Here is a 23,254-nt window from a genome sequence, read left to right as displayed (position 1 = left end):
GCAGACCTCGAAGTAGGCCATCTCGGGCTGGTAGCCGGCCTCGACGAGCACCTCGAAGCCGGTCTGGATCAGCTTGGACAGACCGCCGCACAGGACGTCCTGCTCACCGAACAGATCGGTCTCGGTCTCCTCGCGGAAAGTCGTCCTGATGGCGCCGGCGCGGGTGCCGCCGATGGCCTTGGCGTACGACAGGACCAGCGGCCATGCCTGGCCGGAGGCGTCCTGCTCGACGCAGACCAGGACCGGGACACCACGACCGGCCTCGTACTCGCGACGCACGGTGTGGCCGGGACCCTTCGGGGCGACCATGATGACGTCGTGCTCGGCGGCGGGCCTGATGTAGCCGTAATGGATGTTGAAACCGTGGGCGAACAGCAGGGCGGCGCCGGGCTTCAGATTGGGTTCGATCTGCTCCCTGTAGATCGTGGCCTGAACCTGATCCGGGGCGAGGATGACGACGACGTCGCCGTCCTTGACGGCGTCGGCGACCGGCTTGACGGTCAGGCCCACCTCTTCCGCCCTGGTGACGGACTTGGAGCCCTCGCGCAGGCCGACGACGACGCTGACCCCCGAGTCGCGCAGGTTGAGCGCATGAGCATGCCCCTGCGAGCCGTAGCCGATGACGGCCACGGTCTTCGACTGGATCACCGAAAGATCGGCGTCGTCCTCATGGAACATTTCTGCCATTACCACTCCTGTTTCGTGTAGTTCTCGCGCTCAGCCCTTGCGCTTGGCCAGGGCCGGACGTTTCTTCTCATTGATGCTCTTGCTCCCGCGGCCCAGGGCGACCTGGCCGGACTGCACCATCTCGATGATGCCGTAGGAACCGACCATCGTGCTGAAGGAGGCGATCTTCTCCTGCCCCCCGGTGACCTCAATGGTCACAGAGTCCGGGCTCACATCGACGATGTGTCCGCGGAACAGATCGGTGATGTCGATCACGGACGAGCGGTTCGAGTCCGTGCAGCTGACCTTGACCAGCAGCATCTCGTGGTTCACCGCGTTGTCCTCGAGCTCGACGATCTTGTAGACCTCGATGAGCTTGTTCAGCTGCTTGACGACCTGCTCGATGACCCGCTCGTCCTCGACGGCCATGACGATCGTCATGCGCGAGACCTCGGGGCGCTCGGTGGTGCCCACGGCCAGGGAGTCGATGTTGAACCCGCGCCTGGAGATGAGGCCCGCGACGCGTGCGAGCACGCCGGGCCGGTTGCTCACCAGAACGCTGAGCGTGTGAGTCCTCACAGCTCGTCCTCCTCCCAGTTCGGCGCCATGTCGCGCGCGATCTTGATGTCGTCGTTGCTCGTGCCGGCGGCGACCATCGGCCAGACCATGGCGTCCTTCTCGCAGATGAACTCCATGACGACCGGACGGTCGTTGATCTCGACGGCCCGGGCGAGGATCTCGTCGACCTCGTCCTCGGTCCTCGCCCGCAGGCCGGCCGCGCCCATGGCCTCGGCCAGCATCGGGACGTTCGGCAGCTGATCCGAGTGCAGGTCGGTGTTGGAGTAGCGCTCGTTGTAGAACAGCGACTGCCACTGGCGCACCATGCCCAGCGTGTTGTTGTTGATCACCGCGATCTTCACCGGGATGTGGTTCAGCGCGCAGGTGACGAGCTCCTGGTTGGTCATCTGGAAGCAGCCGTCGCCGTCGACGCCGACGACGACGGCGTCCGGACGGCCCACCTGGGCACCCATCGCGGCGGGCACGCAGTAGCCCATCGTGCCGGCGCCGCCGCTGGTCAGGAAGTGGTTGGGCCGGCCGACCGGGAGCAGGTGCGCGGCCCACATCTGGTGCTGGCCGACGCCGGTGACGTAGATGGCCTCGGTGCCGAACTTCTCGCCGATGCGCTCGATCACCCGCTGCGGGCTGAGCGTGCCGTCGGCGGAGCGCTCCCTGCCCACCCGGTAGCGGTCCTTCAGCCTCTGCAGGTACTCGTGCCATGGGGTCAGGTCCTGCAGCCCCTTGTCGCCCAGGCGGGCGATGAGGCCGGCGAGCACCTTGCGGGCATCACCGACGATCGGCACGTCCGCGTTGACGTTCTTGCCGATCTCGGCCGGGTCGATGTCGGCGTGGATCACGGTGGCGTGCGGCGCGAAGGTCGACAGCTCGCCGGTGACCCGGTCATCGAAGCGCGTGCCGATGGCCAGCACGACATCGGCCCGCTGAATGGCGCCGACGGCCGCGACGGTGCCGTGCATGCCGGGCATGCCCATGTTGAACGGATGGGTGCTCGGGAGGGCCCCCTTGGCGGTCAGCGTGGTCACGACCGGGATCCGGGTGGTCTCGACGAAGGCGGCGAGCTCCTTGGCCGCCCCGGCGCGGATGATGCCGCCGCCGGCGACGAGTACGGGGCGCTCCGCCCTGGCCAGCACCTGCGCGGCGGAGGACATCTGCCGGGCATGGGGGGTCACGGTGGGCTTGTAGCCGGGCAGCACGACCTTCTCGGGCCACACGAAGGGCACGACGTCGTTGAGCGCGTCCTTCGCGACGTCGACGAGCACCGGGCCGGGGCGGCCGGTATGGGCGATGTGGTAGGCCTCGACCAGCGCGGCGGGGATGTCCTCGGCGCGCGTGACGAGGAAGTTGTGCTTGGTGATCGGGGTGGTGATGCCCCGGATGTCGGCCTCCTGGAAGGCGTCGGTGCCGATGGACGTCGAGTTCACCTGCCCGGTGATGGCGATGAGCGGCACCGAGTCCATGTAGGCGTCGCCGATGGGGGTCACCAGGTTGGTGGCCCCGGGCCCGGAGGTGGCGATGCAGACGCCGACGCGGCCGGTCGCGACGGCGTACCCCTCGGCCGCGTGGCCGGCCGCCTGCTCATGACGGACCAGCACATGGCGGATTCCGGAGTCGAAGAGCGGGTCGTACAGCGGGAGGATCGCGCCGCCGGGGAGACCGAATACGGTGTCGACCCCGAGCCTCTCAAGGGACCTCAGCAGCGCTTGCGCGCCGGTGAGCTCGGCCGCGCGCGTCTCGCGCGACTTCGGTTCGCCTGCCATGGCGTCCTCCTTCTCCGCCCGTGAGCCCTCGGCTCACCCGTGGCAGGACCGCCGCAGCGGCCCTGGTTGTGCAGCACCCGCCGCCCCGGGCGCATGCGCGGGGCGGGACGCGAAAGTCCGGACTAACAAAAAACCCTCGCTGCCTGCTGGCATACGAGGGAGCGCTCCGTCGGAATGAACGAAGCGCTAGGCAAGTACGAGAATTCGCTTTCCGGGCACGGAGCCATTATTGCACGGCCCGTCCGCCTGCTGACATGGGGCGTCCGCACAATGGCCGTTGCGAGGTGCGCCCGCTCCCGCGCAGGGACCCGACCGTTCCGGCCACGGCTGCGGTCAGACCGCGGACGGGCTGACGAACCCGGTGCCCGCAAGCAGATCGGCGGGCCAGAGCAGGGCCCATCCCGCCCAGCGGAGCACGGCGGCGAGGACCGGCGCCCGCTGCCCGTGGGCGGCGCGGCGCGCGATGCGCGCGCAGACGAGTGGCGCGAGCCCGGCCAGGCAGACGGCCCAGCCAGGTCAGGGCGGCGGCGTTGACGCCGACGAGCAGGATCTGCCAGGCGAACCACGATCCCAGACCCATGAGGGTGCCGAGGGCCGCCCCCACCCCGGACAGCGGGAAGACCGTCCCCGAGACCGGGTCGAGGCTCTCGTAGGTCTCGGCGAAGCGCAGCAGGGCGTGCGCACCGAACCACAGGGCGTGCCCGTAGTCCATCGGCGCATCCCAGGGGTCCGCCGAACCGCCGGTCGTGCGGGGGGATGAGGAGCAGGCCGAGCAGCCCCACACGGGCAGGGCGGGGCCAGCAGCCGCAGCGCACCGGTCAGGCGTCCGGTCCCCCGCGGGCCGCCGGGGGCCCATCGCGGCCAGCAATTCACAGGCGGACGGGCAGGCCGGCCCGGTCGAGCTCCCGCTTGACCCGTTCGATGGTGAGCACGCCGTAGTGGAAGACGGAGGCGGCCAGCACGGCATCGGCGCCCGCGCGTACGGCCTCGACGAAATCCGCGGGCCTGCCGGCGCCCCCGGAGGCGATGAGCGGCACGTCGACGGCCTCGCGGACGGCGGCGGTCATCTCCGTGTCGAAGCCGTCCCGGGTGCCGTCGGCGTCCATGGAGTTGAGGAGCACCTCGCCGCAGCCGCGGGCCACCGCCTCCTCGGCCCATTCGATGGCGTCCAGACCGGCCGAGCGCCTGCCGCCGTGGGTCGTGACGCCGTAGCCGGACGGCATGCCGGGCTCGCGGCGGGCGTCGAGGCTGAGGACGAGCACCTGGTTGCCGAAGCGCCCGGTGATCCCGTCGATGACCTCGGGATCGGCGATGGCCCCGGTATTGATGCTCACCTTGTCGGCGCCGCAGCGCAGCAGGGCGTCGACGTCCTCGACGCTGCGCACGCCCCCGCCGACGGTGAGCGGGATGAAGACCGTCGAGGCGCACCGGGTGACCATCTCGCGGGTGGTCGCGCGCCCCTGCGAGCTGGCGGAGATGTCGAGGAAGGTGAGCTCGTCGGCGCCGGCCGCGCCGTAGGCGCCGGCCAGCTCGACGGGATCGCCCGCGTCGCGCGGATCGGCGAAGTTCACGCCCTTGACCACCCGCCCATCGGTGACGTCCAGGCAGGGGATCACACGGATGGCCACGGTCATGGGCTCAGCCTATCGGTACCGGTCCCTGCCGGAGTCACGGCCGGCGGGGACCGGTTTCACTCATCGGGCATGGTGAGCTCGCCGAGCGGGGCCCAGCCCTGCTGCTCGGTCGAGACGGAGACGACCTGCGGGCGGCGGGCCACGTACCGGCCCAGGGTGGCCATGGCCTTGCGGAAGTGCCCGGACTCGACGTGCTCCCTGCCGGCAGCGGCGTCGCGGTAGGCCTCGATGAGGATGTACTGGCCGGGGGTCTCGACGGACCTCGACCACTCGAACCACAGGCAGCCGGGCTCGGCGCGGCAGGCCCGGGTGAACTCTCCGGTCAGGTCGATGAAGTCATCGGCGTGCTCGGGCCTGACGTCCCACTTGACGGTGATGGCGATCATGGATCTCATTCTGGCCCCGTGCCTCCGGGCCCGCCAGCACGTCCGCCGACGGCCGGGGGTCAGTCCAGGGTCTCCCGGTCGACGTCGACGATGCCGCGGCGCAGCGCGCCGACCACGCCCCGGCAGGCATCGGCGAGCCCGGCCTGGCCGAGCTCGCCGATGCCGGGGGCGTTCGAGATCTGGTCGGCCAGGTCGATGACCTGCCGGGTCCAGCGCACGAAGTCGCCGGCCGTCATCCCGGACTCGTCGAGCACCTGCGCCAGGCCGGCGCCCCGGGCCCACAGGTGGACCGGCCCGGCGAAGCCCATGTCGAGGCTCCGGGACCGCTCGACCCGGTTGTCGCGCTCGACAAGGCCCACCTGGCGCCAGAGCCCGCGCAGGGTGCTCTGGGCCGCCTCGGATGCCTCGTCGGGCATGCGGTACGAGGAGGCCGTGCCGGGGCGCGACTCGTGGACGAACGTGCTGAGCACGGCGGCCAGCGCGGGGACCGGCAGGCCGGCCAACGCGCCGGAGCGGATGGCCTCGGCGATCACGAGGTCCATCTCGCTGTAGATGCGCGCGAGCATGGCGCCGGCCGAGGTGATCTCGTCGGGATGGGCGGCATCCAGGTAGCCGAGCGAGTCGAGGACCGCGCAGATGCGGTCGAACCGGACCGCGATGGAGTTGCGGGCCATGCCGGCGCGGCGGTCGGTCACGGCGACGGAGCGCTCCAGGCGCAGCGCCTCCTCCGCGGCCCGGGCGTGCAGTTCGCGATCGGGGCACCCGTGACAGGGATGGTCCGCCATCTGGGCGCGGAGCCGTTCGACCTCGGCCACCAGCCCGGCATCGGCCCCTGGCCCGGCGGCGCGCGGCCCCCGTTCGTCGAGTTCGGCGACGCGGGCGTCGAAGGAGCGGGCCAGTGCGCGCCGGTCCGCCGCGGAGTGACGGTTGAAGCGGCGGGGCACGCGGAGCCTGCTGACGACTGCGACGGGCGCCGTGACGTCCTGGCGGCCGAGCTCCACGAGCTGGTGCGAGCCCGTCATGACGAGCAGCTCCGGCTCGTCGTGGTTCAGGCCGCCGGGGTCGACGACGAGCACCCATCCGGCGCGCCTCCCGGACGGCAGCCAGCAGACGTCACCGGGTTCGAGACGCCCCAGCGAGTCGATGATCCCGGTGCGCCTGTCCTGCCTCCTGACGCGCGAGATCTCCTTCTCCAGCCCGCCCACGCGTCCGCGCAGGCGGGCGTAGGCGGCGAAGTCGCCGAGCTCGCAGGCCGCCTCGGACCAGGCCCGCTCGATCTGCTCGGCGACGGCGTTGTTCTGGCGCGAGAGCTCCACGACGCGCCGGTCGGTCTGGAACTGGGCGAAGCTCTGCTCGAGCAGGGCGCGGGCCCGCACGCGCCCGAAGCCGCGAACCAGGTTGACGGCCATGTTGTAGTTCGGCGCGAAGCTGGAGCGCAGCGGGTAGGTGCGCCTGCTGGCCAGGCCGGCGACGGCGCGCGGGTCCATGCCCGGCTGCCACAGGACGACGGCGTGACCCTGGGTGTCGATGCCGCGGCGGCCGGCGCGACCGGTGAGCTGGGTGTACTCCCCCGGTGTGATGTCGGCGTGGGCCTGGCCGTTGTACTTGACCAGGCGCTCCAGGACGACGGTGCGGGCGGGCATGTTGATGCCCAGCGCAAGGGTCTCGGTGGCGAAGACGACCTTGAGCAGGCCGCGGGCGAAGGCCTCCTCGACGATCGCCTTGAAAACCGGCAGCAGCCCGGCGTGGTGGGCCGCGATGCCGCGGCGCAGGGCCTCGACGAAGCCGTCCCAGCCGAGGGCCCGGCGGTCGGCGGCGCTCAGACCGGCGCCGTGGCGGCGGGCGATGCGTTCCAGCTGGCCGGCCTCGTCGCGGGCGGTCAGGCGGACGTTGGAGGCGAGCAGCTGGCGCACGGCCCCATCGCAGCCGGAGCGGCTGAAGACGAAGTAGATGGCCGGCAGCAGGTCGGCTCGGTCCAACCCGATGACGACCGAGGCGCGGCCGGGCGTCAGGGAGCCCCTGCGGGAGTCCCTGGCGACGTACTCGCGGCTGGTGGCGCCGCCGAACCGGCCGGAGCCGTAGGCGGTGCTCCTCCTGCCGCGGCCGCTGCGCCCGCGGGGGCGGCGCGAGTCGTCGCGCATCTGACGGGCCTCGCCCCTGGCCAGTTGGACCAGGCGCGGGTTGACCCGCTGATCGGGCCCGTCGAAGAGCTCGTGGATCTGTCGCCCGGCCATGACGTGCTGCTGCAGCGGCACCGGCCGCTGCTCCCAGACGACGACGTCGACGTGGCCGCGCACCGTGTCGAGCCACTGCCCGAACTCCTCGGCGTTGCTGACGGTGGCCGACAGGGAGACGATCTGCACCGAGCCGGCCAGCCCGAGGATGACCTCCTCCCAGACGGCGCCCCGGAAGCGGTCGGACAGGTAGTGCACCTCGTCGAGGACGACGTAGGCGAGGGCGTCGAGGGAGCGCGAGCCCGCGTAGAGCATGTTGCGCAGCACCTCGGTCGTCATGACGACGACGGGCGCATCGCCGTTGACGGAGACGTCCCCGGTGAGCAGGCCGACATCGCCGGAGCCGTACCGGGCGGCGAGATCGTGGTACTTCTGGTTGCTCAGGGCCTTGATGGGCGTGGTGTAGAAGCAGCGCCGGCCCTCGACCAGGGCGACATGGCAGGCGTACTCGCCCACGACCGTCTTGCCCGAGCCGGTGGGCGCGGCCACCAGCACGCCGTGACCGGCGTCGATGGCGGCGCACGCCTCGAGCTGGAACGGGTCGAAGGCGAAGCTGTAGCCCGCCATGAACTCGGCCAGGCGCCCGGCTGGCGCCGGCCCGGCGGGCTGGTTGGTCTGCGGTGCACTCACTCCTTCAGAGTAGAGGCACTCGCCGTGGCCGCCGCTCGTGAGAGTATCGGGGGGTGAGTGCAATCGAGTTCTCCCCCGCCAGTCTCCCGCCGGCCGGCGAGCGGGGCCGGGTCCGGGCCGTCATGTCCGACTTGGACGGCACGCTGCTCGATCCCTCCTCGTGGGTGAGCGAGCGCACCGGGGCGGCCCTGCGCGACCTCCACGAGACCGGCATCCCCTTCTGCATCGCCTCGGGCCGTGACGTCGTCTCCATCGGGCGCCTCATGGAGAATTGGGGCATCACCGACCTCGTCGACTACGTCTCGGGCCTGAACGGCTCGGAATTCCTGGCATGCCGTACGGGCCGGGTCAGCCGTGGTCACTTCGTCGAGGCCGGCCTCTTCCGCAAGGTCATGGCCTTCTTCGAGGACCTGCCGGTGGCCTTCTCGATCATCGAGGACGGCATCTTCCTCACCCCTGGGCTGACCGAGCTGATGAACGAGATGACCGCCTGGGCGCGCGTCACCGTCCAGCTCGACCCCGACTTCGACCGCCTCCTCGACGTCCCCCAGGCGAAGTTGCACATCTTCTGCGACCCGGCCCGGATGCACCTCCTGGAGGAGCGCGCGGCCCGGTGGGACGACCCGCGCGTGATCGGGATCAAGACCGGCCCCAACCTCATCGAGTTCATGGCCCCCGGCGTGGACAAGACCCTGGGGCTGGACAACCTGGCGCGCTCCCTCGGGGCCGGCACCGGGGTCATCATGGCCTTCGGCGACGCCGAGAACGACACCCGGATGGTCGAGCGGGCCGGGGTGGGCGTGGCGATGGCCAATGGCTGCGATGAGACCCGCGCCGTCGCCGACTTCATCGCCCCGTCGAACGAGCGGGACGGCTTCGCCCGGGTCATCGAGGCATGGTTCGGGTTCGGCAGCAGGCCCTGAGCTCCTCGGGCCGGCGCATCAGTCGGCGCCGGACCCGGGTCGGACGGCCCTGCGCTTGTCGTTGCGCCGGCAGATGATCTCGGCGATCACGTACAGGGCCGACATGGGTACGGCCAGCACGGCCATCGAAATGGGATCGGTCGAGGGCGTCGCCACAGCGGCGAACAGGAAGCAGCCGAAGACGGCGACGGTGCGGTACTTGGCCAGTCCGGCGCCGGTGACGATGCCGAATCTGTCGAGCATGATGAGCACGACCGGCAACAGGAAGCTCAGGCCGAAGACGAGCAGCAGGGTCATCTCGAAGGTGAGGAACTCGTTGGCGTCGTTGAGGTTGGTCACGCCGGAGGGGTTGAACTGCAGCAGGACGGTGAAGCCCTTGGGGCAGATCCAGTAGCCGAGGACGACGCCCGCCAGAAACAGCGGGACGGAGGGCACGAGGAAGTTCAGCGCGGCCCTGCGCTCGTTGGCGAGCAAGCCCGGGGCGATGAAGCGCCACAGCTGGTAGAGCCAGATCGGGCACGACAGGATGAAGCCGGCGACTACGGGGATCTTCATCCACAGCGTGAAGCCGCCGGTGATGTTCGAGGTGGTGATGGCCACCTGGGCGTCGGGGTTGCTCGCCCGGTAGGCGTCGATCGCCGTGTTGATCGGGTGGAAGAAGACCGCGATCAGCTGGTCGAAGAAGACGAAGCAGGCCAGGGCGACGACGACGACCGCCACGATCGACACGAGAATGCGGTAGCGCAGCTCCCGGAGATGGTCGACGAGCTCCATCGAGCCGTCCTCGGAGATCTGGGGAGGACGCCAGGACTCGGGCAGGATGTGACGGCGCCTGCGCCCGGTGCGCGCGGCGCCGCCGGCCTGCTCCTGGTCGATCGTGGTGGCCATGGCGCGCCCGAGGGGCCCGGTCAGGCGTTGTCCGTGGTCGGGTCGACGCCCTCGACCGCCTGCTCGGCCCGCTGGACCGGGGCCTGCGTCACGGCGGCGGCCTGCTCGGCCTTCCTCCCGGAACTGAGGCCCTCGGTCTCCTCCTTGAATTCGCGGATCGCCTTGCCGGAGGCGCGGCCGAGACCGGCCAGCTTGGTGCCGCCGAAGAGCAGGACGGCGATGCCCAGGACGATGAGGAGTTCCTGCCAGCCGAGATTCATGTCACATCTCCTTGAGAGGGTGCCGGCCGCGCCGACGCATGTTCTGTCCGCAGCCGCCGAGATCGACGGCGCCCGTGTCCATCGGCACCGCGGCCGGGCGGCGCGCGCCCGCTGCGCGCAGTACCTGGAAGCCAGGTTACGCGGGCTCCCCAAAGAGTTCCCGGTTGAGTTCCAGTGCGGACAGGGCGCGTTCGCGCGCCCCCCCGGCCGCCGCGGCGGGCTCGACGGCCAGCACCTGATCGCCGAGTCGCAGCAGCAGGCCGCTCACCCAGCCCGGGTCCCCCACCGGGAAGACGGCGCGCACGGCCCCGCCGCCCAGCTCGGTGACCTTCGTCGTCGGGCAGTATTCGACGACCCAGCGGGCCGAGGCCGCCAGGTCGAGGGTGACGGTCTGCTGGGCGTCGTCGAACCAGGGGCGCTGGAGGGGGGCGCCGCCATGGTCGGCCGCCGGCTCGCCGGTCGGTTCGAGCTCGTTGATGCGGTCGAGCCGGTAGGTGCGCCAGCCCTCACGAGCCGCACCCTCACCGAGGGACCAGGCGTGCAGGTAGGCGGTGCCCTCGCGCACCTCGATGGCGGCCGGATCGACGAGCGGGCGCGTCGTGCGGCCCCGGCTTGCGTTGTCGTAGACCAGGCGCACCCGCGAACCCGCCTCGATGGCCCGGCGGAGCCGTTCCCGCACGTCGTCGTCACCCGCCGCCAGACGCAGTTCGACGCGGTCGGCCGGCACCCCGGCGACCAGGGCCCCGAGCTCGCGACCGGCCCGTTCGGCGGCCTCGGCCAGCGCCCCGGTGGCGGTCTCCGCGACGGCCTTGAGGGCGACGATCAGGCTCGTGGCCTCGTCGGGGGTGAAACGCATCGGGCGCGACAGGTAGTCGGCATTGCTCAGGCGGACGACGCCGTTGTTCTCGACGCCGTCCATGTCGATCTCGATGAGGTCTCCCCCGCCCTGGCCGGGCAGGCCGCACATCCACAGGGCCTGAAGGTCCCTGCCGACCTGCGCGGAGGTGATGGCGAAGGCCTCGGCGACCTCGTCGACGGTGACGCCGGGGTTGGCCATCAGGTAGGGGACCTCGGCGAGCATGCGCTGGACCTGCTCCGCACTGGTGCTCATGCCGGCCTCCTCGCGCTGGCCCGGAGCAGGCGCACGACCTCGGCGCGCAGCCCGGCGGGCTCGAGAACGACGGCGTCGGGCCCGGCGGCGGCGACCCGAGCGGCGAGATCGCCGCGAGCGGAGTACTCGATCCTCCAGCAGGTGAAGTCCTCGGGCAGCTCGACGTCGCTGCGCGCGGGGGTCCCGTGCCGGGTCAGCTGGGGCAGGAACCCGTCGCGCACGGCGATGACGGCGCTCGCGTCGGGGCCGGAGGGCTCCAGGGAGCGCGAGAGCCCCTCCAGGTCGGTATCGGCGGGGATGGTGAAGGCCCCTGGCCCGCCGACGGTGGCCGGCCCGGAGCTGATGCGGCCGAGCTTGAACATGCGCGGAGCACCCCTGTCCTCGTCGAAGCCGAGCAGGTACCAGCTGCCGCGCCGCCAGATGAGGCTCCACGGCCGGACGGTGCGCAGCTCGTCGGCGCCGCGGTAGCGGAAGGCGATGCGGGTGCGGTCGAGGGTGGCCTGCCAGCACACGTCGAAGGCGGGCTCGCTGGCGCTGATCTGCGGGGCGAGGGCCTCGAAGCGCCGCGAGTCCACCTGGGCGCCGCCCGCGCGCAGTTTCGCGATGGCGCTGATCGTGTCGGCCCTGGCGCTGGCCTCGCGCCAGACGCGGGAGGCCAGCGCCAGGGCCGACAGCTCGTCGGCGTCGAAGTCGACCGGCGGCAGCTCGAAGTCCCGGCGGGTGATCCGGTAGCCGGAACCGTCCTCGAAGCAGGCGTCGTCGCTGCCGGTGACGATCGGCACGCCCAGAGCGCGCAGGGCATCCTTGTCGCGTTCGAAGGCGCGGCTGAAACCGGCCGGGCTCATCCGGCGGTAGTCCGTGACGAGCTCGCGCAGCTGGTCCCTGCTCACCCAGTGGCGCGCGCTGAGCAGCGCGATCGTCAGATTGACGAGCCTCTCGGATGTACGTTGCGCCACGCTCAGAACGGTACCAGCGCCCCGGCGCGGGGCCGTCGTGCCACCATGGCCTGGTGAGTACCTCCCGAGACGCCGGGGCGGGGCGTTTCGCGCCCTCGCCGACCTCCGACCTGCACCTGGGCAATCTGCGCACGGCCCTGCTGGCCTGGCTCTTCGCCCGCGCGGACGGGCTGGACTTCATCGTGCGCATCGAGGACCTCGATCGCGCCCGGGTGGCGGCCGCCCCGGGCGCGGCCGACCGGCAACTGCGCGACCTGGAGGCCATCGGCCTGGACTGGGACGGCCCCGTCGTGCGCCAGAGCGAGCGGCTGGACCTGTACCGCGACGCGGTCGCGGGCCTGGACACCTACGAGTGCTACTGCACCCGTCGCGAGGTGGCCGAGGCGTCCAGCGCCCCGCACGGCGTCCGGCGCCCCTACCCGGGCACCTGCGCGGGGCTGTCCGGGGCCGAGCGCGCGGCCAGGCGGGCGACCCGCCCGGCGGCCATCCGCGTCCGGGCCGGCGGGGCGGTCCAGAGGATCGAGGATCGTTTCGCCGGCCCCGTCGTCGGCGATGTCGACGACTTCGTCCTGCAGCGCAACGACGGATCCCCCGCCTACAATCTGGCGGTCGTCGTGGACGACGCGGCCCAGGGCATCACCCAGGTGACGAGGGGCGTCGACCTGCTCGCCTCGGCGCCGCGCCAGGCCTGGCTGGCCGAGCGCCTCGGCTCCCGGGCGCCGCGGTACGCGCACGTGGGCCTGGCGGTGAACGGACGGGGCAGGCGCCTGGCCAAGCGCGACGGGGCCGTGACGCTCGCGCAGCTGGAATCCTCCGGCATGAGCGCCCGGCGGGTCTTCCGGCTGCTGTCGGACTCGTGCGGCCTGCCGCGCGCCGCCGACCCCCGCGCCCTGCTGGCGGCGCTGCGCGGCAGCACCCTGCTGGAGGACCGGGCTCTGGCCGAGCAGTGGGTCGTCCCCGGGCTCACCGGAGCCTGAGGGGGGCCGACGGATCAGGAGGAGGCCTGCCGGTACAGGATGTCGACGACGAAGACGAGGGTCGCGTCCGGGTCGATCGAAGGGCTCTCGTTGCCGTTCGGGTAGGCCTTCGAGCCCGGCACGACCAGCAGCACGCGGCTGCCGACCGTCTGGCCGACGAGGCCCTCCTGCCAGCCGTCGATGAGCGAGTTGAGGGCGCCGCTCTGCGGGGCGGGGCTGCCGTCGTTGTAGGTCGACTCGATGACGTGCCCGTCGGAGTAGGCCACCTCCAGGTAGTTCACGGTGATCGTCGCGCCGGTGTCGGCGATCTCGGCGCCATCGCCCTTGATGAGGGTCTGCACCCTCAGGTCGCCCGGGGCCTCGACGCCGGCCGGGATGGAGACCGACGGGTCGTTGATGCCGCCGCTCCACGTGACGGTGGGCAGGCTCGCGTCGTCGACGGCGACCGTGTCGCCGGACGGCCCGGTCAGCGTGGTCGAGACGATGTCGACGACGAAGAAGAGCGTGTCGCCCACCTCGATGCCGGCACTCGCCGCGCCGCCCGCGGAGTCGTAGCCGTCGGCGCCGGTGACGCCGATGAGCACCCGGTCGCCCACGTGCTTGCCGGTCAGGCCCTTGGAGAAGCCGGTGATGACCTTGTCGAGCGAGAAGGTGGCGGTCTTGCCGGAGCTGTAGTTCTCGTCGAAGACACCGCCGGTGCGCCCGTTGACGCCGCAGTAGTTGACCTCGACCGTGCCGCCCTCGACGACCTCGGCGCCGTTGCCGGCCGCCAGGACCTTGCTCATCGTCTCGTTCACGCCCAGCGGCCAGGCGGCGGTGACCGTCGGGGACTGCCCGGCCTCGCCGGTGACGGTGATCTGGTCGAGGCTGTCGATGATCGTCGCAGGAGCCTGGCTGGTCGATTCGCTGGCCTCGGTGCTCGCGGATGCGGAGGTGGCGGATGCCGACTGATCCGAGGAGGCGTCGTCCTCGCCGCATCCGCCCGCGCCCGCCAGGATGAGCGGGACGAGCAGGGCCACGGCGATGCGCCTGAGGGGCAGCGCGCGGTGGGAGGCGGCACGGGCGGATCGGCTGGAATTAACTGGCACGCGGTCATGCTACCCGGCCTCCTCGTCCCCCCGGCCGACCGGCGCCGGGAGCGGGCTCACATCCTGACCAGATCGAGCAGCGCGCCGAGTTCCTCGTGCGTCAGCTCGCGGGCGCCGCCGCTCGCCAGGTCGCCGAGCCTGATCGGGCCGATCCCGATGCGGGCCAGCCGGCGGACGGGGTGACCGACCGAGTCCATCATACGGCGCACGATGCGGTTGCGGCCCGAGTGCAGCGTGATCCGCACGAGCGTGTGGGAGGGCCCGCGCGAGACGAGCCTGACCTTGTCGGGCCTGATCGGCCCGTCCTCCAGGCGAAGGCCCCTCTCGAGGCGGTGCAGGACCTTGTCGTCCATGAGGCCCTCGGCCTCGACCAGGTAGGTCTTGCGCACCCGGAAGCTGGGGTGCGCGAGGCGATGGGCGAATTCGCCGTCGTTCGTCAGGATGATGAGGCCCTCGGTGTCGGCATCGAGGCGGCCCACGTGGTATAGGCGCTGGTGGCGCGGAACGTACCGGGCCAGTGTCTCGCGGCCGGCGGGATCGTCCATGGTCGAGACGACGCCGCGGGGCTTGTTGAGCACCAGGTACATGTGACGGCGCCGGGTCGGGATGCGGGCGCCGTCCACGCGGATCGTGTCGCGCTCGGGGTCCACGCGCATGCCCTGCCCGGTGACGACGCGCCCGTTCACCTCGACGCGCCCCTCGTCGATCATGATCTCGCTGGCGCGGCGCGATGCGAGGCCCGCCTGCGCGAGCACCTTCTGCAGGCGGATGCCCTCGGTGGCCTCACGGCCGTTGGTCTGGCTCATCGTGCGTCCGCTCCTCGCCGTCGCTTCCCCGGTGACCCGGCGGGCCCGGTGGGGCCCCGCCGCCGTCCGGCGCGCCGGCGCCCCCGGTCTCCTCGGCCGGACGCGCAAGGCGCGCGAGCTCCGCCTCCAGGACGGACGCCTCCGGCAGCAGCGGCGCGATGTCGGGCAGCTGGGCCAGGCTGTCCAAGCCTAGCCGCGCGAGGAAGTAGTCGGTGGTCACGAGCAGCCCGGCCCCGGTGGACGAGTCGGCCCCCTGCTCGTCGACGAGGCCCCGGGCCAGCAGCGTGCGCACGACGCCGTCGACGTTGACGCCCCGTACGGCCGAGACGCGCGAACGCGGCACCGGCTGCAGATAGGCGATGACGGCGAGGGTCTCCATGGACGCCTGGGTGAGCCTGTTCTGGCCGCCGGCGCGCACCCAGGCGGCGATCCTCTCGTAGTGCTCGGGGCGCGTGTGGTAGCGCCAGCCCCCGCCGACCCGGCGCAGCTGGAAGCCGCGCCCGCTCTCGTCGTAGAAGCGGGCGAGTCCGTCGAGGGCCTCCCGGACGACCCCGACCGGCGCCCCGGCGGCCTCGGCGAGTGTCATCTCGTCGACCGGTTCCTCGCTCATGATGAGCAGGGCCTCGAGCAGCCCGCGGACCTGTCCGGCGTTCGGCGCGCGCTCCGCCCCGGGCCCCTCCGGCCCGGCGATCCGGTGCTCCCCGGACCCGGGCGCCGACGGCTCCTCATCGCTCATGCCGCTCTCCTGCCTGCTCGTCGGGATCATCGCTGCCGCGCCCGGCCGGTTCCGGGCCAGCGACCGGCCGGGCCGGTTCCTGACCTGCGGGCACGTCGAACTCGTCGCTGATGGGCAGCTCGCCATCGGCCTGACCGGTCCAGCGCACCGTCAGCTCGCTCAGCGGGGTCAGCTGCTCGAAGGCCACTGCGGCCCGGCGGAAGAGCTCCAGCAGGGCCAGGAACCGCGCGACGACGGTCATCCGGTCGGCGCCGGCTGTCAGCGAGCGGAAGCTCGCCTGCCCGCAGCGGCGCAGCCGGTCGACGAGGACCCGGGCCTGCTCGCCGACGTTGACGGTGACGACGTGCAGCTGCTCCACCGGCATCGTCGCGACATCGGGCGGGGAGAAGACGCGCACGGCCAGGCCGGCCAGGCGATCGGGACCGCCGGGGATGGTCACCTCGGGCAGGAGCCCGCGGAAGGCGTCCTCGAGGCCGCCGGGCCTGGCGAAGCGGCGTGCCTCGGCGCTCATGAGGGAGGCGAACCGCATCGAGACCTGCTTGAACGCACGGTACTGGAGCAGCCGGGCGAACAGCAGGTCACGGGCCTCGAGCAGGGCCAGGTCCTCGGGGTCGTCCACCTCTCCGCTGGGCAGCAGGCGTGCGGCCTTCAGGTCCAGCAGGGTGGCCGCGACCACCAGGAAGCTGCTCGTGCGCTCCAGGTCCCAGTGCGCCCCGCCCGCCCTGACCTGGACGATGAACTCGTCGGTCACCCGTGAGAGGGCGACCTCGGTGATCTCGAGCTGGTGCTTGTTGATCAGCTGCAGGAGCAGGTCGAACGGGCCGTCGAAGTTGTCGAGGCTCACGTGGAAGTCGTGCCCCGCGCCGGCCCGGTCCGGCTGCGTGCTGGGGACCCGGGCCATCCTCAGCCCTTCAGCCGCTTGACCAGCTCGGACGCCTCACCGTTCTCGGCGAGGTCGGCCAGTGCGATGGCGATGGCCTCCCGGACGATGCGGCCCCTGTCGGCTGCGGCGTGGTGCTGGGCGCGCAGGCTCAGGCGAGCCTGCTCCAGCCCGAGCAGCTCGGCGCCCGACAGATAGATCGTGATCTTCTCGTCGTGGCGCACACGGCCGCTCGTCGCGCCCGAGGTCCCCCCCGGCGGGACGGCCCCCTGCGTGGGGCGGAAGAATTCCTCCGCTCCGGGCAGGTTCACCCTTCGTGGCACCTGACCAGCACCTCCTTGGCGAGCGTGCGGTAGGAGGCGGCGCCCGGTGAGCCCGGGGCGTAAGTGGTGATGGGCTCACCGGCGACGGTGGTTTCGGGGAAGCGGATGGTACGACGCACGACGGTGTGGAAGACCTCGTCGCCGAAGACCTCCAGCACGCGGTTGAGGACCTCGCGGGTGTGCACGGTACGGCCGTCGAACATGGTGGCCAGTACGCCGAGCACGCGCAGATCGGGGTTGAGACGGTCGATGACCTTGTTGATCGTGTCGGACAGCAGCGCAACGCCGCGCAGGGCGAAGTACTCGCACTCCAAGGGGATGATGACGCGGTCGGAGGCGGTCAGCGCGTTGATGGTGAGCAGGCCGAGGGACGGCGCGCAGTCGATGAGGACGAAGTCGTAGCGATCGCGCACCGGGTCGAGGACGCGCTTGAGCGTCTGCTCGCGAGCGACCTCGCTGACGAGCTGCACCTCGGCGGCCGACAGGTCGATGTTGGCCGGCATGAGGTCCAGGCCGGGCACATTGGTGCTCAGCACGACGTCGTCGAAGGCGTACTGGCCGCTCAGCAGCAGGTTGTAGATGCTCTTGTCGAGGGTGTGCGGGTGCACGCCCAGGCCCAGGGACGCAGAGCCCTGGGGATCGAAGTCCACCAGGAGCACCTTGCGGTCCAGCTCGGCCAGCGCAGCGCCGAGGTTGATCGTCGTGGTGGTCTTGCCGACACCGCCCTTCTGGTTGCACAGCGCAATGACCACCGCCCGTCTCGGACCATCGGTCTGCTCCGGCACGACGAGCTGCGGCGCGGGCCGGCCCATCGCGTCGGGCGCCTCGGCCTGATCGTCCGCTTCATCAAGGCCCGGCAGATTATCCGATGTCATCAATGGACTCCTCACGATGGTGCTGGGACCAGGGTAGTCAACGCAGCCTCCGAGCCCCACTCCGGCGGTCCGAGCGCCCGGGAACCATTGACAGAGAGCCGCCACCCCCATAACCTAACACGTGTTATGTCTCAGTGAGGAGGCTCGATCATGCCGGAATTATCACGTCGCGCGGCATTGGGGCTGGGCGGCGCCGCGGCGCTGGGCACGGCGCTCTCCTGGCGAAGACTCACCGGGCTCGACATTCCGGGACGCCGTTCCGATGCCCTCACGATCGCGCTCAACGGCACCGCGCAGGACGCCGCGGCCGATGACGGGCTGGTCCGGGGCTTCCGGCAGTCCCACCCGGACATCCCCGTCCGCATCACCCCCGTCCAGGGCGCCGACTGGAGCGATTTCTTCGCGAAGATCCTCACCCTGGTCGCCGCGGGCACCGCACCCGACGTCGTCATGGTCGCCACCGAGGGCACCCAGCTCTTCGCCGACCGGCTCGCGCATCCACTCGACGAGTACGTCAGACGCGACCGTGAGGAGCTGCGGGAGTTCTTCGACGACGTCCATCCCTCGCTCATCGAGGCGTTCATGTACCAGGGCAGTCTCTTCCAGCTGCCGCTCAGTTTCAACGCGGCGAACATGTTCTTCTCCCGGCCGGCCATGGAGATGGCGGGGTTGGACCATCCGGACGACGAGTGGACCTGGGACGACTTCCTCGGCTGCCTGCGAGCCATGCGCGACGCCGCCACGGGGAGCCTCCGGCCCTTCTTCTGGACGAACCGGATGTGGGGCGGCATCGTCCCCTGGCTGTACACGAACGGCACGAGCTTCCTCGAACCCGAACGGTTCACCGGTGGCGACTGGCTGTGGCAGGAGTTCTACCCGGACGAGCACGACCGCTCCGGGGGATACCGCTGGGAGCAGCCGAACGCGGACGACCCGGCGGTGCTGGAGGCCTTCGAGTTCGTCCAGGAACTCATCGCCGAGGGCCTCGGCTCCTCCCCCGCCTCGGGCGGCGGCAACGAGCTGGTGAGCCGATTCAGCACCGGTGTCATCGGCATGACCCCCTCCGGGGGCTACTGGGTCGACGGGTTGGCGGAGGCCGGCATGCCCAGGGACCAGTACGACGCCGCCTACTTCCCCAGGCACCTGACCCAGCAGCACCAGTTCGGGGCCTCGGGCTACGCGATCATGAAATCGTCCAGGCGGAAGGACGAGGCCTGGGAATGGTTGAAGTTCGTCGTCTCGCCGGAGGGAATGCGGATCGCCCAGACCAAACCCGACTCCAGTTCCGCGCGCCGCTCGCACAACACGGAGCTCTACGCGTCCACCGGCCCGGAGCACTGGGACATCTTCTACGGCACACTCGACCGGTTCCCCACGACGGCCCCCATACCGGCGCCCCCGCAGGAGGCCGCCGTGGAGACCGCCCTCCTCAAGAACGTCCTGAACGCGGTCACCGGTTCGCGGGAGAACGTGCGGACGGCACTGAGCGGCCTGCAGCGCGACCTCGAGCTGGCACTGGCCGAGGAGTGACCATGGCTCACGACTCCGGCACCACCGCGGCCCGCCGCAAGGAGCGTCGGCTCGCGGCCTGTTTCCTGGCCCCCACCGTGATCGGGGTCGGGCTCTTCACCCTCCTGCCCATGGCGGCATCGGTCCTTCTCGCCTTCTTCGACTGGGACATCATCTCGGCCCCGGAATTCGTCGGCCTCAAGAATTTCGAGTCGGTGGCGGCGAACCCGACGATCCGGATCTCCTTCCTCAACACCTTCGGTTTCGTCATCGTCGCCGTCATCCTGCAGATCCTCGTGGCCCTGATCCTGGCGGTGCTGGTGCAGACGAGGATGCCGGGCTGGCTGCGTGCCCTCTTCCGGTCCGCGTTCTTCCTCCCGCTCGTCCTGTCAGCGGCTTCGGTCTCGCTGGTCATGAGTTATCTGTTCAACGAGGACTTCGGTGTCGTCAACAGGATCCTCGGCCTCGTCGGACTGGGCCCGGTGGGCTGGCTCACCACGACGACGGGGGCCATGTGCGTCACCGTGCTCGTCTACGTCTGGCAGAACTTCGGTTTCACCTTCCTGCTGTTCATCGGCGGTCTGGCCTCGATCCCCGAGGACGTCTACGAGGCTGCGGACATCGACGGGGCGAGCGGCTGGCGCCAGCTCACCCGCATCACGCTCCCCCTCATCAGCCCGACGATGCTGGTCGCCAGCGTCATGGCGATCATCTCCGCCCTGCAGATCTTCGACCAGCCCTATGTGCTGACGAAAGGAGGCCCGGGCGATTCCACGCGCACCGCCGTCATGATCGTCTACCAGTCGGCGTTCCAGGAGCTCCGCTTCGGGCTCGCCTCGGCCATCGGTCTTCTGCTCATGGTCATCATCATGATCGCCACCTGGCTCCAGTTCCGCCTTTCCCGGCGGCTCGTCTTCTACATGTGAGGATCCTGCAATGCCATCGCCCACCGCTCGCACTCGCAACCCGGGCCGCCGCGAGGCGCGCGCCCTCCTCCTGGCACGGGCGATCGTGCTGTCCGCAGCCCTCGTCCTCACCCTCGGCCCGGTCGTGTGGACCCTGTTCGCCTCACTCACCCCCACCGATGGGACCGGACGGCGCCGACTCAGCCTGGCGGCCTTCCGGGACGTCTTCTCGCAGGTCGACGTCATCCGTCTGTTCTGGAACTCCACGCTGGTCACCGGCCTGTGCGCCCTCGGCCAGATGTCCACGGCGGCGCTGGCCGGCTACGCCTTCGCCCGGCTGCGTTTCCGGGGCTCGAACCTGCTGTTCGGCGTGGTCCTCGCCACCATGATGATCCCCATGCAGATGACGATCGTGCCGGTGTTCATCCTCATCCGCGGCATGGGGCTGGCCGACACCCTCCTGGCGCTCATCCTGCCCGCCCTGCCCACCGCGTTCGGCACCTTCCTCATGCGGCAGTACTTCATGGGCATCCCGGACAGCCTCGGCGAGGCCGCCCAGGTCGACGGGGCCTCCTCCTGGCGGATCTTCAGCAGGATCTACCTGCCCCTGGCAGCACCGGGGCTGGCCATCGTCGGCATTCTGGCGTTCAACGCGATCTGGAACGAGTTCTTCCGACCGCTCATCATGACGATCAGCGAGGACAACTTCACCCTGCCGTTGGGATTGGTGAGTCTTCAGGGGCGCATGGGCAGCGGCTCGATGGCCACCGTGCTCGCCGGTGTCGTACTCTCGATGATTCCTGCACTCATCGTCTTCGTCATCGGGCAGCGCCCGCTGCGCGAGGGCCTCACCGCTGGAGCCGTCAAGTGACCGATCCCGCACTGCCCGTGCTCCACGTGCGTCCGCCCCGCGGCTGGGTCAACGACCCGAACGGACTGTGCAGGGCCGGCGGACGCTGGCACGTGTTCTTCCAGTACAACCCCGACTCGCCCCACCACGCGCGCATCGTCTGGGGGCACATGAGTTCCGCCGACCTCGCTCACTGGCGCGAGGAGCCGATCGCGATGAGGCCAGTTCCCGGCGGGCCGGACGCCGCCGGCTGCTGGAGCGGTTGCCTGACCGTGGACGCCGGGACGCCGACCATCTGCTACACGGCGATGCCCGGCACGCCGGAGAACGCCGTCGGGTGCATCGCGACGGGCGGTCCCGATCTGCGCTCCTGGACGCGCACGGGGCCGCCGAGCGCGGGACGGGTGGGCCCGCCGGGAGCACACACGCGCGATCCCTTCGTCGTGTCCATCGGGGACCGTCGCTGCATCGTGCAGGGCCATGGCGGGCCCGGTCTGACGCCGCAGGTGCTCGTCTACGACGCGACCGATCTCACCGACTGGCGCCTGCTGGGCTCCCTGCTCGACGGGCGGGACCCGGTGGCGCGGGAGATCGCCCGGGCCGACGTCTGGGAGTGTCCGAACCTCGTGCGGATCGATGGGCAGTGGGTCCTGCTGGTCTCGTTGCTGCGGACCGCCGGCGGGCATTCGCTCCTCTCCGGCGTGCGGTGGATGCGCGGCGAACTCGACGACGGCGGGCCGGCGCCCCGTCTCGTCCCGTACGAGGGCGGAACGGTCGACACGGGCCGATCCTTCTACGCGCCCCAGGTGCTCGTCGACGACGGAAGGGCGCTCCTGTGGGGCTGGGCGCGCGAGCTCGACCGGGACGAGGACTGGCTCGCCGGGCACGGCTGGTCGGGCACGCTCACCACGCCCCGCGAACTGCACCTGCGCGACGGGCGCCTCGTCGGCGCCCCGGCGCCCGAGTACCTCGCCCATCGCGCCGAGTCCCTGCCCGGCAGCTGGCCCGCCGCGCGGGCGCCGGCCTTCCGGCTGACGACCACCGGGCCCGGAGCCCTGATCTGCACCGGCGCGGAAGGGGCCGGGCGGATCGCCCTGCCCGGTCGGGCCCAGGTGCTCGTCGACGGTTCGCTGGTCGAGGTGGTCTCGGACGAGGGCTGGCGCACGACCCGGATCTATCCCACCGCATCGTCGAGCTGGCGGGTCGACGGGGGCGGGACGATCGCGGCGCACGCCCTGCGCTGAGGCCGCCCGGACCGCCCGGCTCAGACCATCCTGACGGAGCCGCGTCTGAGCACCGGGGCCGGGACGAGCAGTTCGCCGGGTTCGAGCTGCCCTCCGGAGATCGCGGACAGGAGCAGCTCGACGGCCCGCTCCCCCATCGCGCGGTGCGGCAGGCCGATCGTGCTGAGATCCAGCTGCGCGGCGATGCTCGGGTCGTCGTCGTAGCCGACCACCGAGAGCCCATCGGGAACGTCGATGCCGAGCCTCGCGGCCGCGAGGATGACCCCCGCCGCCACCCGGTCGTTGGCGCAGACGATCCCCGTGGGCCGGTCCGGCCCGTCCAGCAGACGGGCGCCCTCGCGCAAGCCGTCGTCGATGTCCCAGCCGCAGGTGACGACCCGGCAGCGCCCGCCGCTCCCGCGCATGGCGCGCTCGTGGCCGGCCAGCCTGCGCCCTGTCGCCACCTGGGCCGGCAGGCCGGTGAGCAGGGCGATGTCACGGTGCCCGGCGTCCAGCAGGAGCCGGGTGGCCGCGTACCCGCCGCCGGTCTCATCGCCGACGACGCAGGTGGCGCGCCCGTCGGGATCGGTCGCGTCGAGCAGGACCCCGGGCACCTGCCCGAAGGCCTTCGGGGGAGTCCACTCGCGCAGGCTGCCCGGCGCGACGATGAGACCATCGACCTGCCGGGCCAGCAGGGCCTCGATGGCCCTCTCCTCGTCGTGCCGGCACTCCTGGGCGTCCATGACGAGCAGCAGATGGTCCGACTCGGCGGCCCTGATCGTCGCGCCCGTGATCATGCCGCCGCCGTAGGGGCCCGAGGTCACGTCGGTGACGACGCCCAGCAGGTGGGTCCTGCTGTCGCGCAGGCTGCGGGCCACCCGGTTGGGCCGGTAGCCGAGTCTCTCGGCGGCCTCCCGCACCGCGCGCTGGTTCTCCGCGGAGATCACGCCGTCGGCCTTTCCGTTGAGCACGAGCGACACCGCGCTGCGCGAGACCCCGGCGGCCAGGGCCACGTCGTACGAGGTGACCTTGTGGTTCATCAGACTCGATCTCCATGT

General features: G+C 71.3%; 24 protein-coding genes. 6 read left to right on the top strand and 18 right to left on the bottom strand.

Annotation, left to right across the window (positions count from 1 at the left end; translation table 11 throughout):
* The 7 genes from ilvC to R2N01_RS04365 all read right to left on the bottom strand — a co-directional run.
* On the bottom strand, positions 1–687 hold a 687-nt coding region (gene ilvC, locus R2N01_RS04395; RefSeq protein WP_316668836.1), incomplete at its 3' end, for a ketol-acid reductoisomerase.
* Between the two features lie 30 nt (positions 688–717).
* Positions 718–1,245 (bottom strand): acetolactate synthase small subunit, encoded by a 528-nt coding sequence (gene ilvN, locus R2N01_RS04390; protein ID WP_316668835.1) that lies wholly within the window; start codon positions 1,243–1,245, stop codon positions 718–720.
* Positions 1,242–3,002 carry an acetolactate synthase large subunit gene (locus R2N01_RS04385; protein ID WP_316668834.1) on the bottom strand — a complete coding sequence of 587 codons (1,761 nt, stop codon included), beginning with the start codon at positions 3,000–3,002 and terminating at the stop codon, positions 1,242–1,244. Before R2N01_RS04385 ends, ilvN begins: the two co-directional genes overlap by 4 nt.
* Positions 3,003–3,228: 226 nt before the next feature.
* Positions 3,229–3,714, bottom strand: a complete 486-nt coding sequence (locus R2N01_RS04380) for a hypothetical protein (protein ID WP_316668833.1) — start codon at positions 3,712–3,714, stop codon at positions 3,229–3,231.
* A 157-nt stretch (positions 3,715–3,871) separates the two neighbouring features.
* The gene (hisF, locus tag R2N01_RS04375) at positions 3,872–4,636 is read right to left on the bottom strand and encodes an imidazole glycerol phosphate synthase subunit HisF (RefSeq protein WP_316668831.1); all 765 of its coding nucleotides are present in this window, start codon (positions 4,634–4,636) and stop codon (positions 3,872–3,874) included.
* 56 nt (positions 4,637–4,692) lie between these two features.
* Positions 4,693–5,022, bottom strand: coding sequence for a putative quinol monooxygenase (locus tag R2N01_RS04370; RefSeq protein WP_316668829.1), 330 nt, complete (start codon positions 5,020–5,022; stop codon positions 4,693–4,695).
* A gap of 59 nt (positions 5,023–5,081) precedes the next feature.
* On the bottom strand, positions 5,082–7,823 hold the full coding sequence (locus R2N01_RS04365; RefSeq protein ID WP_316668839.1) for a DEAD/DEAH box helicase: 2,742 nt from the start codon (positions 7,821–7,823) through the stop codon (positions 5,082–5,084).
* A gap of 116 nt (positions 7,824–7,939) precedes the next feature.
* Here R2N01_RS04365 and R2N01_RS04360 point away from each other — a divergent pair, with 116 nt between their 5' ends.
* Positions 7,940–8,809 carry an HAD family hydrolase gene (locus tag R2N01_RS04360; protein ID WP_316668827.1) on the top strand — a complete coding sequence of 290 codons (870 nt, stop codon included), beginning with the start codon at positions 7,940–7,942 and terminating at the stop codon, positions 8,807–8,809.
* A gap of 18 nt (positions 8,810–8,827) precedes the next feature.
* Here the strand turns inward: R2N01_RS04360 and tatC are convergent, their stop codons facing one another.
* The 4 genes from tatC to R2N01_RS04340 all read right to left on the bottom strand — a co-directional run bounded on the left by tatC (position 8,828) and on the right by R2N01_RS04340 (position 12,024).
* Positions 8,828–9,697, bottom strand: a complete 870-nt coding sequence (gene tatC / locus R2N01_RS04355) for a twin-arginine translocase subunit TatC (RefSeq protein ID WP_316668825.1) — start codon at positions 9,695–9,697, stop codon at positions 8,828–8,830.
* Between the two features lie 20 nt (positions 9,698–9,717).
* Positions 9,718–9,957 (bottom strand): twin-arginine translocase TatA/TatE family subunit, encoded by a 240-nt coding sequence (locus R2N01_RS04350; RefSeq protein WP_316668822.1) that lies wholly within the window; start codon positions 9,955–9,957, stop codon positions 9,718–9,720.
* A gap of 136 nt (positions 9,958–10,093) precedes the next feature.
* Positions 10,094–11,068 (bottom strand): WYL domain-containing protein, encoded by a 975-nt coding sequence (locus R2N01_RS04345; protein WP_316668820.1) that lies wholly within the window; start codon positions 11,066–11,068, stop codon positions 10,094–10,096.
* The gene (locus R2N01_RS04340) at positions 11,065–12,024 is read right to left on the bottom strand and encodes a WYL domain-containing protein (RefSeq protein ID WP_316668818.1); all 960 of its coding nucleotides are present in this window, start codon (positions 12,022–12,024) and stop codon (positions 11,065–11,067) included. The genes R2N01_RS04345 and R2N01_RS04340 overlap by 4 nt, the downstream gene beginning before the upstream one ends.
* A 53-nt stretch (positions 12,025–12,077) precedes the next feature.
* Between R2N01_RS04340 and gluQRS the strand changes: the two genes are divergently transcribed.
* Positions 12,078–13,001 (top strand): tRNA glutamyl-Q(34) synthetase GluQRS, encoded by a 924-nt coding sequence (gene gluQRS, locus R2N01_RS04335; protein ID WP_316668816.1) that lies wholly within the window; start codon positions 12,078–12,080, stop codon positions 12,999–13,001.
* 14 nt (positions 13,002–13,015) lie between these two features.
* On the opposite strand, the gene R2N01_RS04330 is transcribed toward gluQRS, so the two are convergent.
* Genes R2N01_RS04330 through R2N01_RS04305 form a run of 6 tightly spaced genes read right to left on the bottom strand, consistent with a single transcriptional unit; the run spans position 13,016 to position 17,709 of the window.
* Positions 13,016–14,089: an FKBP-type peptidyl-prolyl cis-trans isomerase gene (locus R2N01_RS04330; RefSeq protein WP_316668814.1), complete on the bottom strand. Its 1,074-nt coding sequence runs from the start codon at positions 14,087–14,089 to the stop codon at positions 13,016–13,018.
* A gap of 56 nt (positions 14,090–14,145) precedes the next feature.
* A complete protein-coding gene (locus R2N01_RS04325) occupies positions 14,146–14,895 on the bottom strand; it encodes a pseudouridine synthase (protein WP_316668811.1) in 750 nt (249 codons plus the stop codon).
* The gene (locus R2N01_RS04320) at positions 14,873–15,631 is read right to left on the bottom strand and encodes an SMC-Scp complex subunit ScpB (RefSeq protein WP_316668809.1); all 759 of its coding nucleotides are present in this window, start codon (positions 15,629–15,631) and stop codon (positions 14,873–14,875) included. The genes R2N01_RS04325 and R2N01_RS04320 overlap by 23 nt, the downstream gene beginning before the upstream one ends.
* Positions 15,621–16,532, bottom strand: coding sequence for a segregation/condensation protein A (locus R2N01_RS04315; protein WP_316668806.1), 912 nt, complete (start codon positions 16,530–16,532; stop codon positions 15,621–15,623). The genes R2N01_RS04320 and R2N01_RS04315 overlap by 11 nt, the downstream gene beginning before the upstream one ends.
* Before the next feature lie 2 nt (positions 16,533–16,534).
* A complete protein-coding gene (locus R2N01_RS04310; protein WP_316668805.1) occupies positions 16,535–16,834 on the bottom strand; it encodes a hypothetical protein in 300 nt (99 codons plus the stop codon).
* On the bottom strand, positions 16,819–17,709 hold the full coding sequence (locus tag R2N01_RS04305) for a ParA family protein (protein WP_399553234.1): 891 nt from the start codon (positions 17,707–17,709) through the stop codon (positions 16,819–16,821). The genes R2N01_RS04310 and R2N01_RS04305 overlap by 16 nt, the downstream gene beginning before the upstream one ends.
* 150 nt (positions 17,710–17,859) lie before the next feature.
* On the opposite strand from R2N01_RS04305, the gene R2N01_RS04300 reads away from it, so the two are divergent.
* The 4 genes from R2N01_RS04300 to R2N01_RS04285 are packed head-to-tail and all read left to right on the top strand — an operon-like array spanning position 17,860 to position 22,217.
* Positions 17,860–19,239 (top strand): sugar ABC transporter substrate-binding protein, encoded by a 1,380-nt coding sequence (locus R2N01_RS04300; RefSeq protein ID WP_316668804.1) that lies wholly within the window; start codon positions 17,860–17,862, stop codon positions 19,237–19,239.
* A 2-nt stretch (positions 19,240–19,241) separates the two neighbouring features.
* Entirely contained in the window at positions 19,242–20,144 is a 903-nt protein-coding gene (locus tag R2N01_RS04295; RefSeq protein ID WP_316668803.1) for a sugar ABC transporter permease, read from the top strand.
* Positions 20,145–20,154: 10 nt separating this feature from the next.
* Positions 20,155–20,994 (top strand): carbohydrate ABC transporter permease, encoded by an 840-nt coding sequence (locus R2N01_RS04290; RefSeq protein WP_316668802.1) that lies wholly within the window; start codon positions 20,155–20,157, stop codon positions 20,992–20,994.
* The gene (locus R2N01_RS04285) at positions 20,991–22,217 is read left to right on the top strand and encodes a glycoside hydrolase family 32 protein (protein WP_316668801.1); all 1,227 of its coding nucleotides are present in this window, start codon (positions 20,991–20,993) and stop codon (positions 22,215–22,217) included. Before R2N01_RS04290 ends, R2N01_RS04285 begins: the two co-directional genes overlap by 4 nt.
* Before the next feature lie 20 nt (positions 22,218–22,237).
* Here the strand turns inward: R2N01_RS04285 and R2N01_RS04280 are convergent, their stop codons facing one another.
* Positions 22,238–23,236, bottom strand: a complete 999-nt coding sequence (locus R2N01_RS04280; protein ID WP_316668800.1) for a LacI family DNA-binding transcriptional regulator — start codon at positions 23,234–23,236, stop codon at positions 22,238–22,240.
* Positions 23,237–23,254 lie beyond the last annotated feature (18 nt).

The sequence above is a fragment of the uncultured Propionibacterium sp. genome, from assembly GCF_963539965.1.
Lineage (GTDB): Bacteria > Actinomycetota > Actinomycetes > Propionibacteriales > Propionibacteriaceae > Propionibacterium.
The sequence above is the reverse complement of the archived record's forward strand: the minus strand, read 5'-3'. Positions and strand labels throughout refer to the sequence as shown.

Excerpts from the sequence above, each read along its gene's own strand:
- R2N01_RS04280 (WP_316668800.1), bottom strand. The coding sequence starts at position 23,236 with ATGAACCACAAGGTCACCTCGTACGACGTGGCCCTGGCCGCCGGGGTC.
- R2N01_RS04315 (WP_316668806.1), bottom strand. The coding sequence starts at position 16,532 with ATGGCCCGGGTCCCCAGCACGCAGCCGGACCGGGCCGGCGCGGGGCAC.
- R2N01_RS04350 (WP_316668822.1), bottom strand. The coding sequence starts at position 9,957 with ATGAATCTCGGCTGGCAGGAACTCCTCATCGTCCTGGGCATCGCCGTC.
- R2N01_RS04325 (WP_316668811.1), bottom strand. The coding sequence starts at position 14,895 with ATGAGCCAGACCAACGGCCGTGAGGCCACCGAGGGCATCCGCCTGCAG.
- R2N01_RS04290 (WP_316668802.1), top strand. The coding sequence starts at position 20,155 with ATGCCATCGCCCACCGCTCGCACTCGCAACCCGGGCCGCCGCGAGGCG.
- R2N01_RS04305 (WP_399553234.1), bottom strand. The coding sequence starts at position 17,709 with ATGACATCGGATAATCTGCCGGGCCTTGATGAAGCGGACGATCAGGCC.
- R2N01_RS04385 (WP_316668834.1), bottom strand. The coding sequence starts at position 3,002 with ATGGCAGGCGAACCGAAGTCGCGCGAGACGCGCGCGGCCGAGCTCACC.
- R2N01_RS04365 (WP_316668839.1), bottom strand. The coding sequence starts at position 7,823 with ATGGCGGGCTACAGCTTCGCCTTCGACCCGTTCCAGCTCGAGGCGTGC.
- R2N01_RS04345 (WP_316668820.1), bottom strand. The coding sequence starts at position 11,068 with ATGAGCACCAGTGCGGAGCAGGTCCAGCGCATGCTCGCCGAGGTCCCC.
- R2N01_RS04370 (WP_316668829.1), bottom strand. The coding sequence starts at position 5,022 with ATGATCGCCATCACCGTCAAGTGGGACGTCAGGCCCGAGCACGCCGAT.
- hisF (WP_316668831.1), bottom strand. The coding sequence starts at position 4,636 with ATGACCGTGGCCATCCGTGTGATCCCCTGCCTGGACGTCACCGATGGG.
- R2N01_RS04300 (WP_316668804.1), top strand. The coding sequence starts at position 17,860 with ATGCCGGAATTATCACGTCGCGCGGCATTGGGGCTGGGCGGCGCCGCG.
- R2N01_RS04320 (WP_316668809.1), bottom strand. The coding sequence starts at position 15,631 with ATGAGCGATGAGGAGCCGTCGGCGCCCGGGTCCGGGGAGCACCGGATC.
- R2N01_RS04295 (WP_316668803.1), top strand. The coding sequence starts at position 19,242 with ATGGCTCACGACTCCGGCACCACCGCGGCCCGCCGCAAGGAGCGTCGG.
- tatC (WP_316668825.1), bottom strand. The coding sequence starts at position 9,697 with ATGGCCACCACGATCGACCAGGAGCAGGCCGGCGGCGCCGCGCGCACC.
- R2N01_RS04380 (WP_316668833.1), bottom strand. The coding sequence starts at position 3,714 with ATGGACTACGGGCACGCCCTGTGGTTCGGTGCGCACGCCCTGCTGCGC.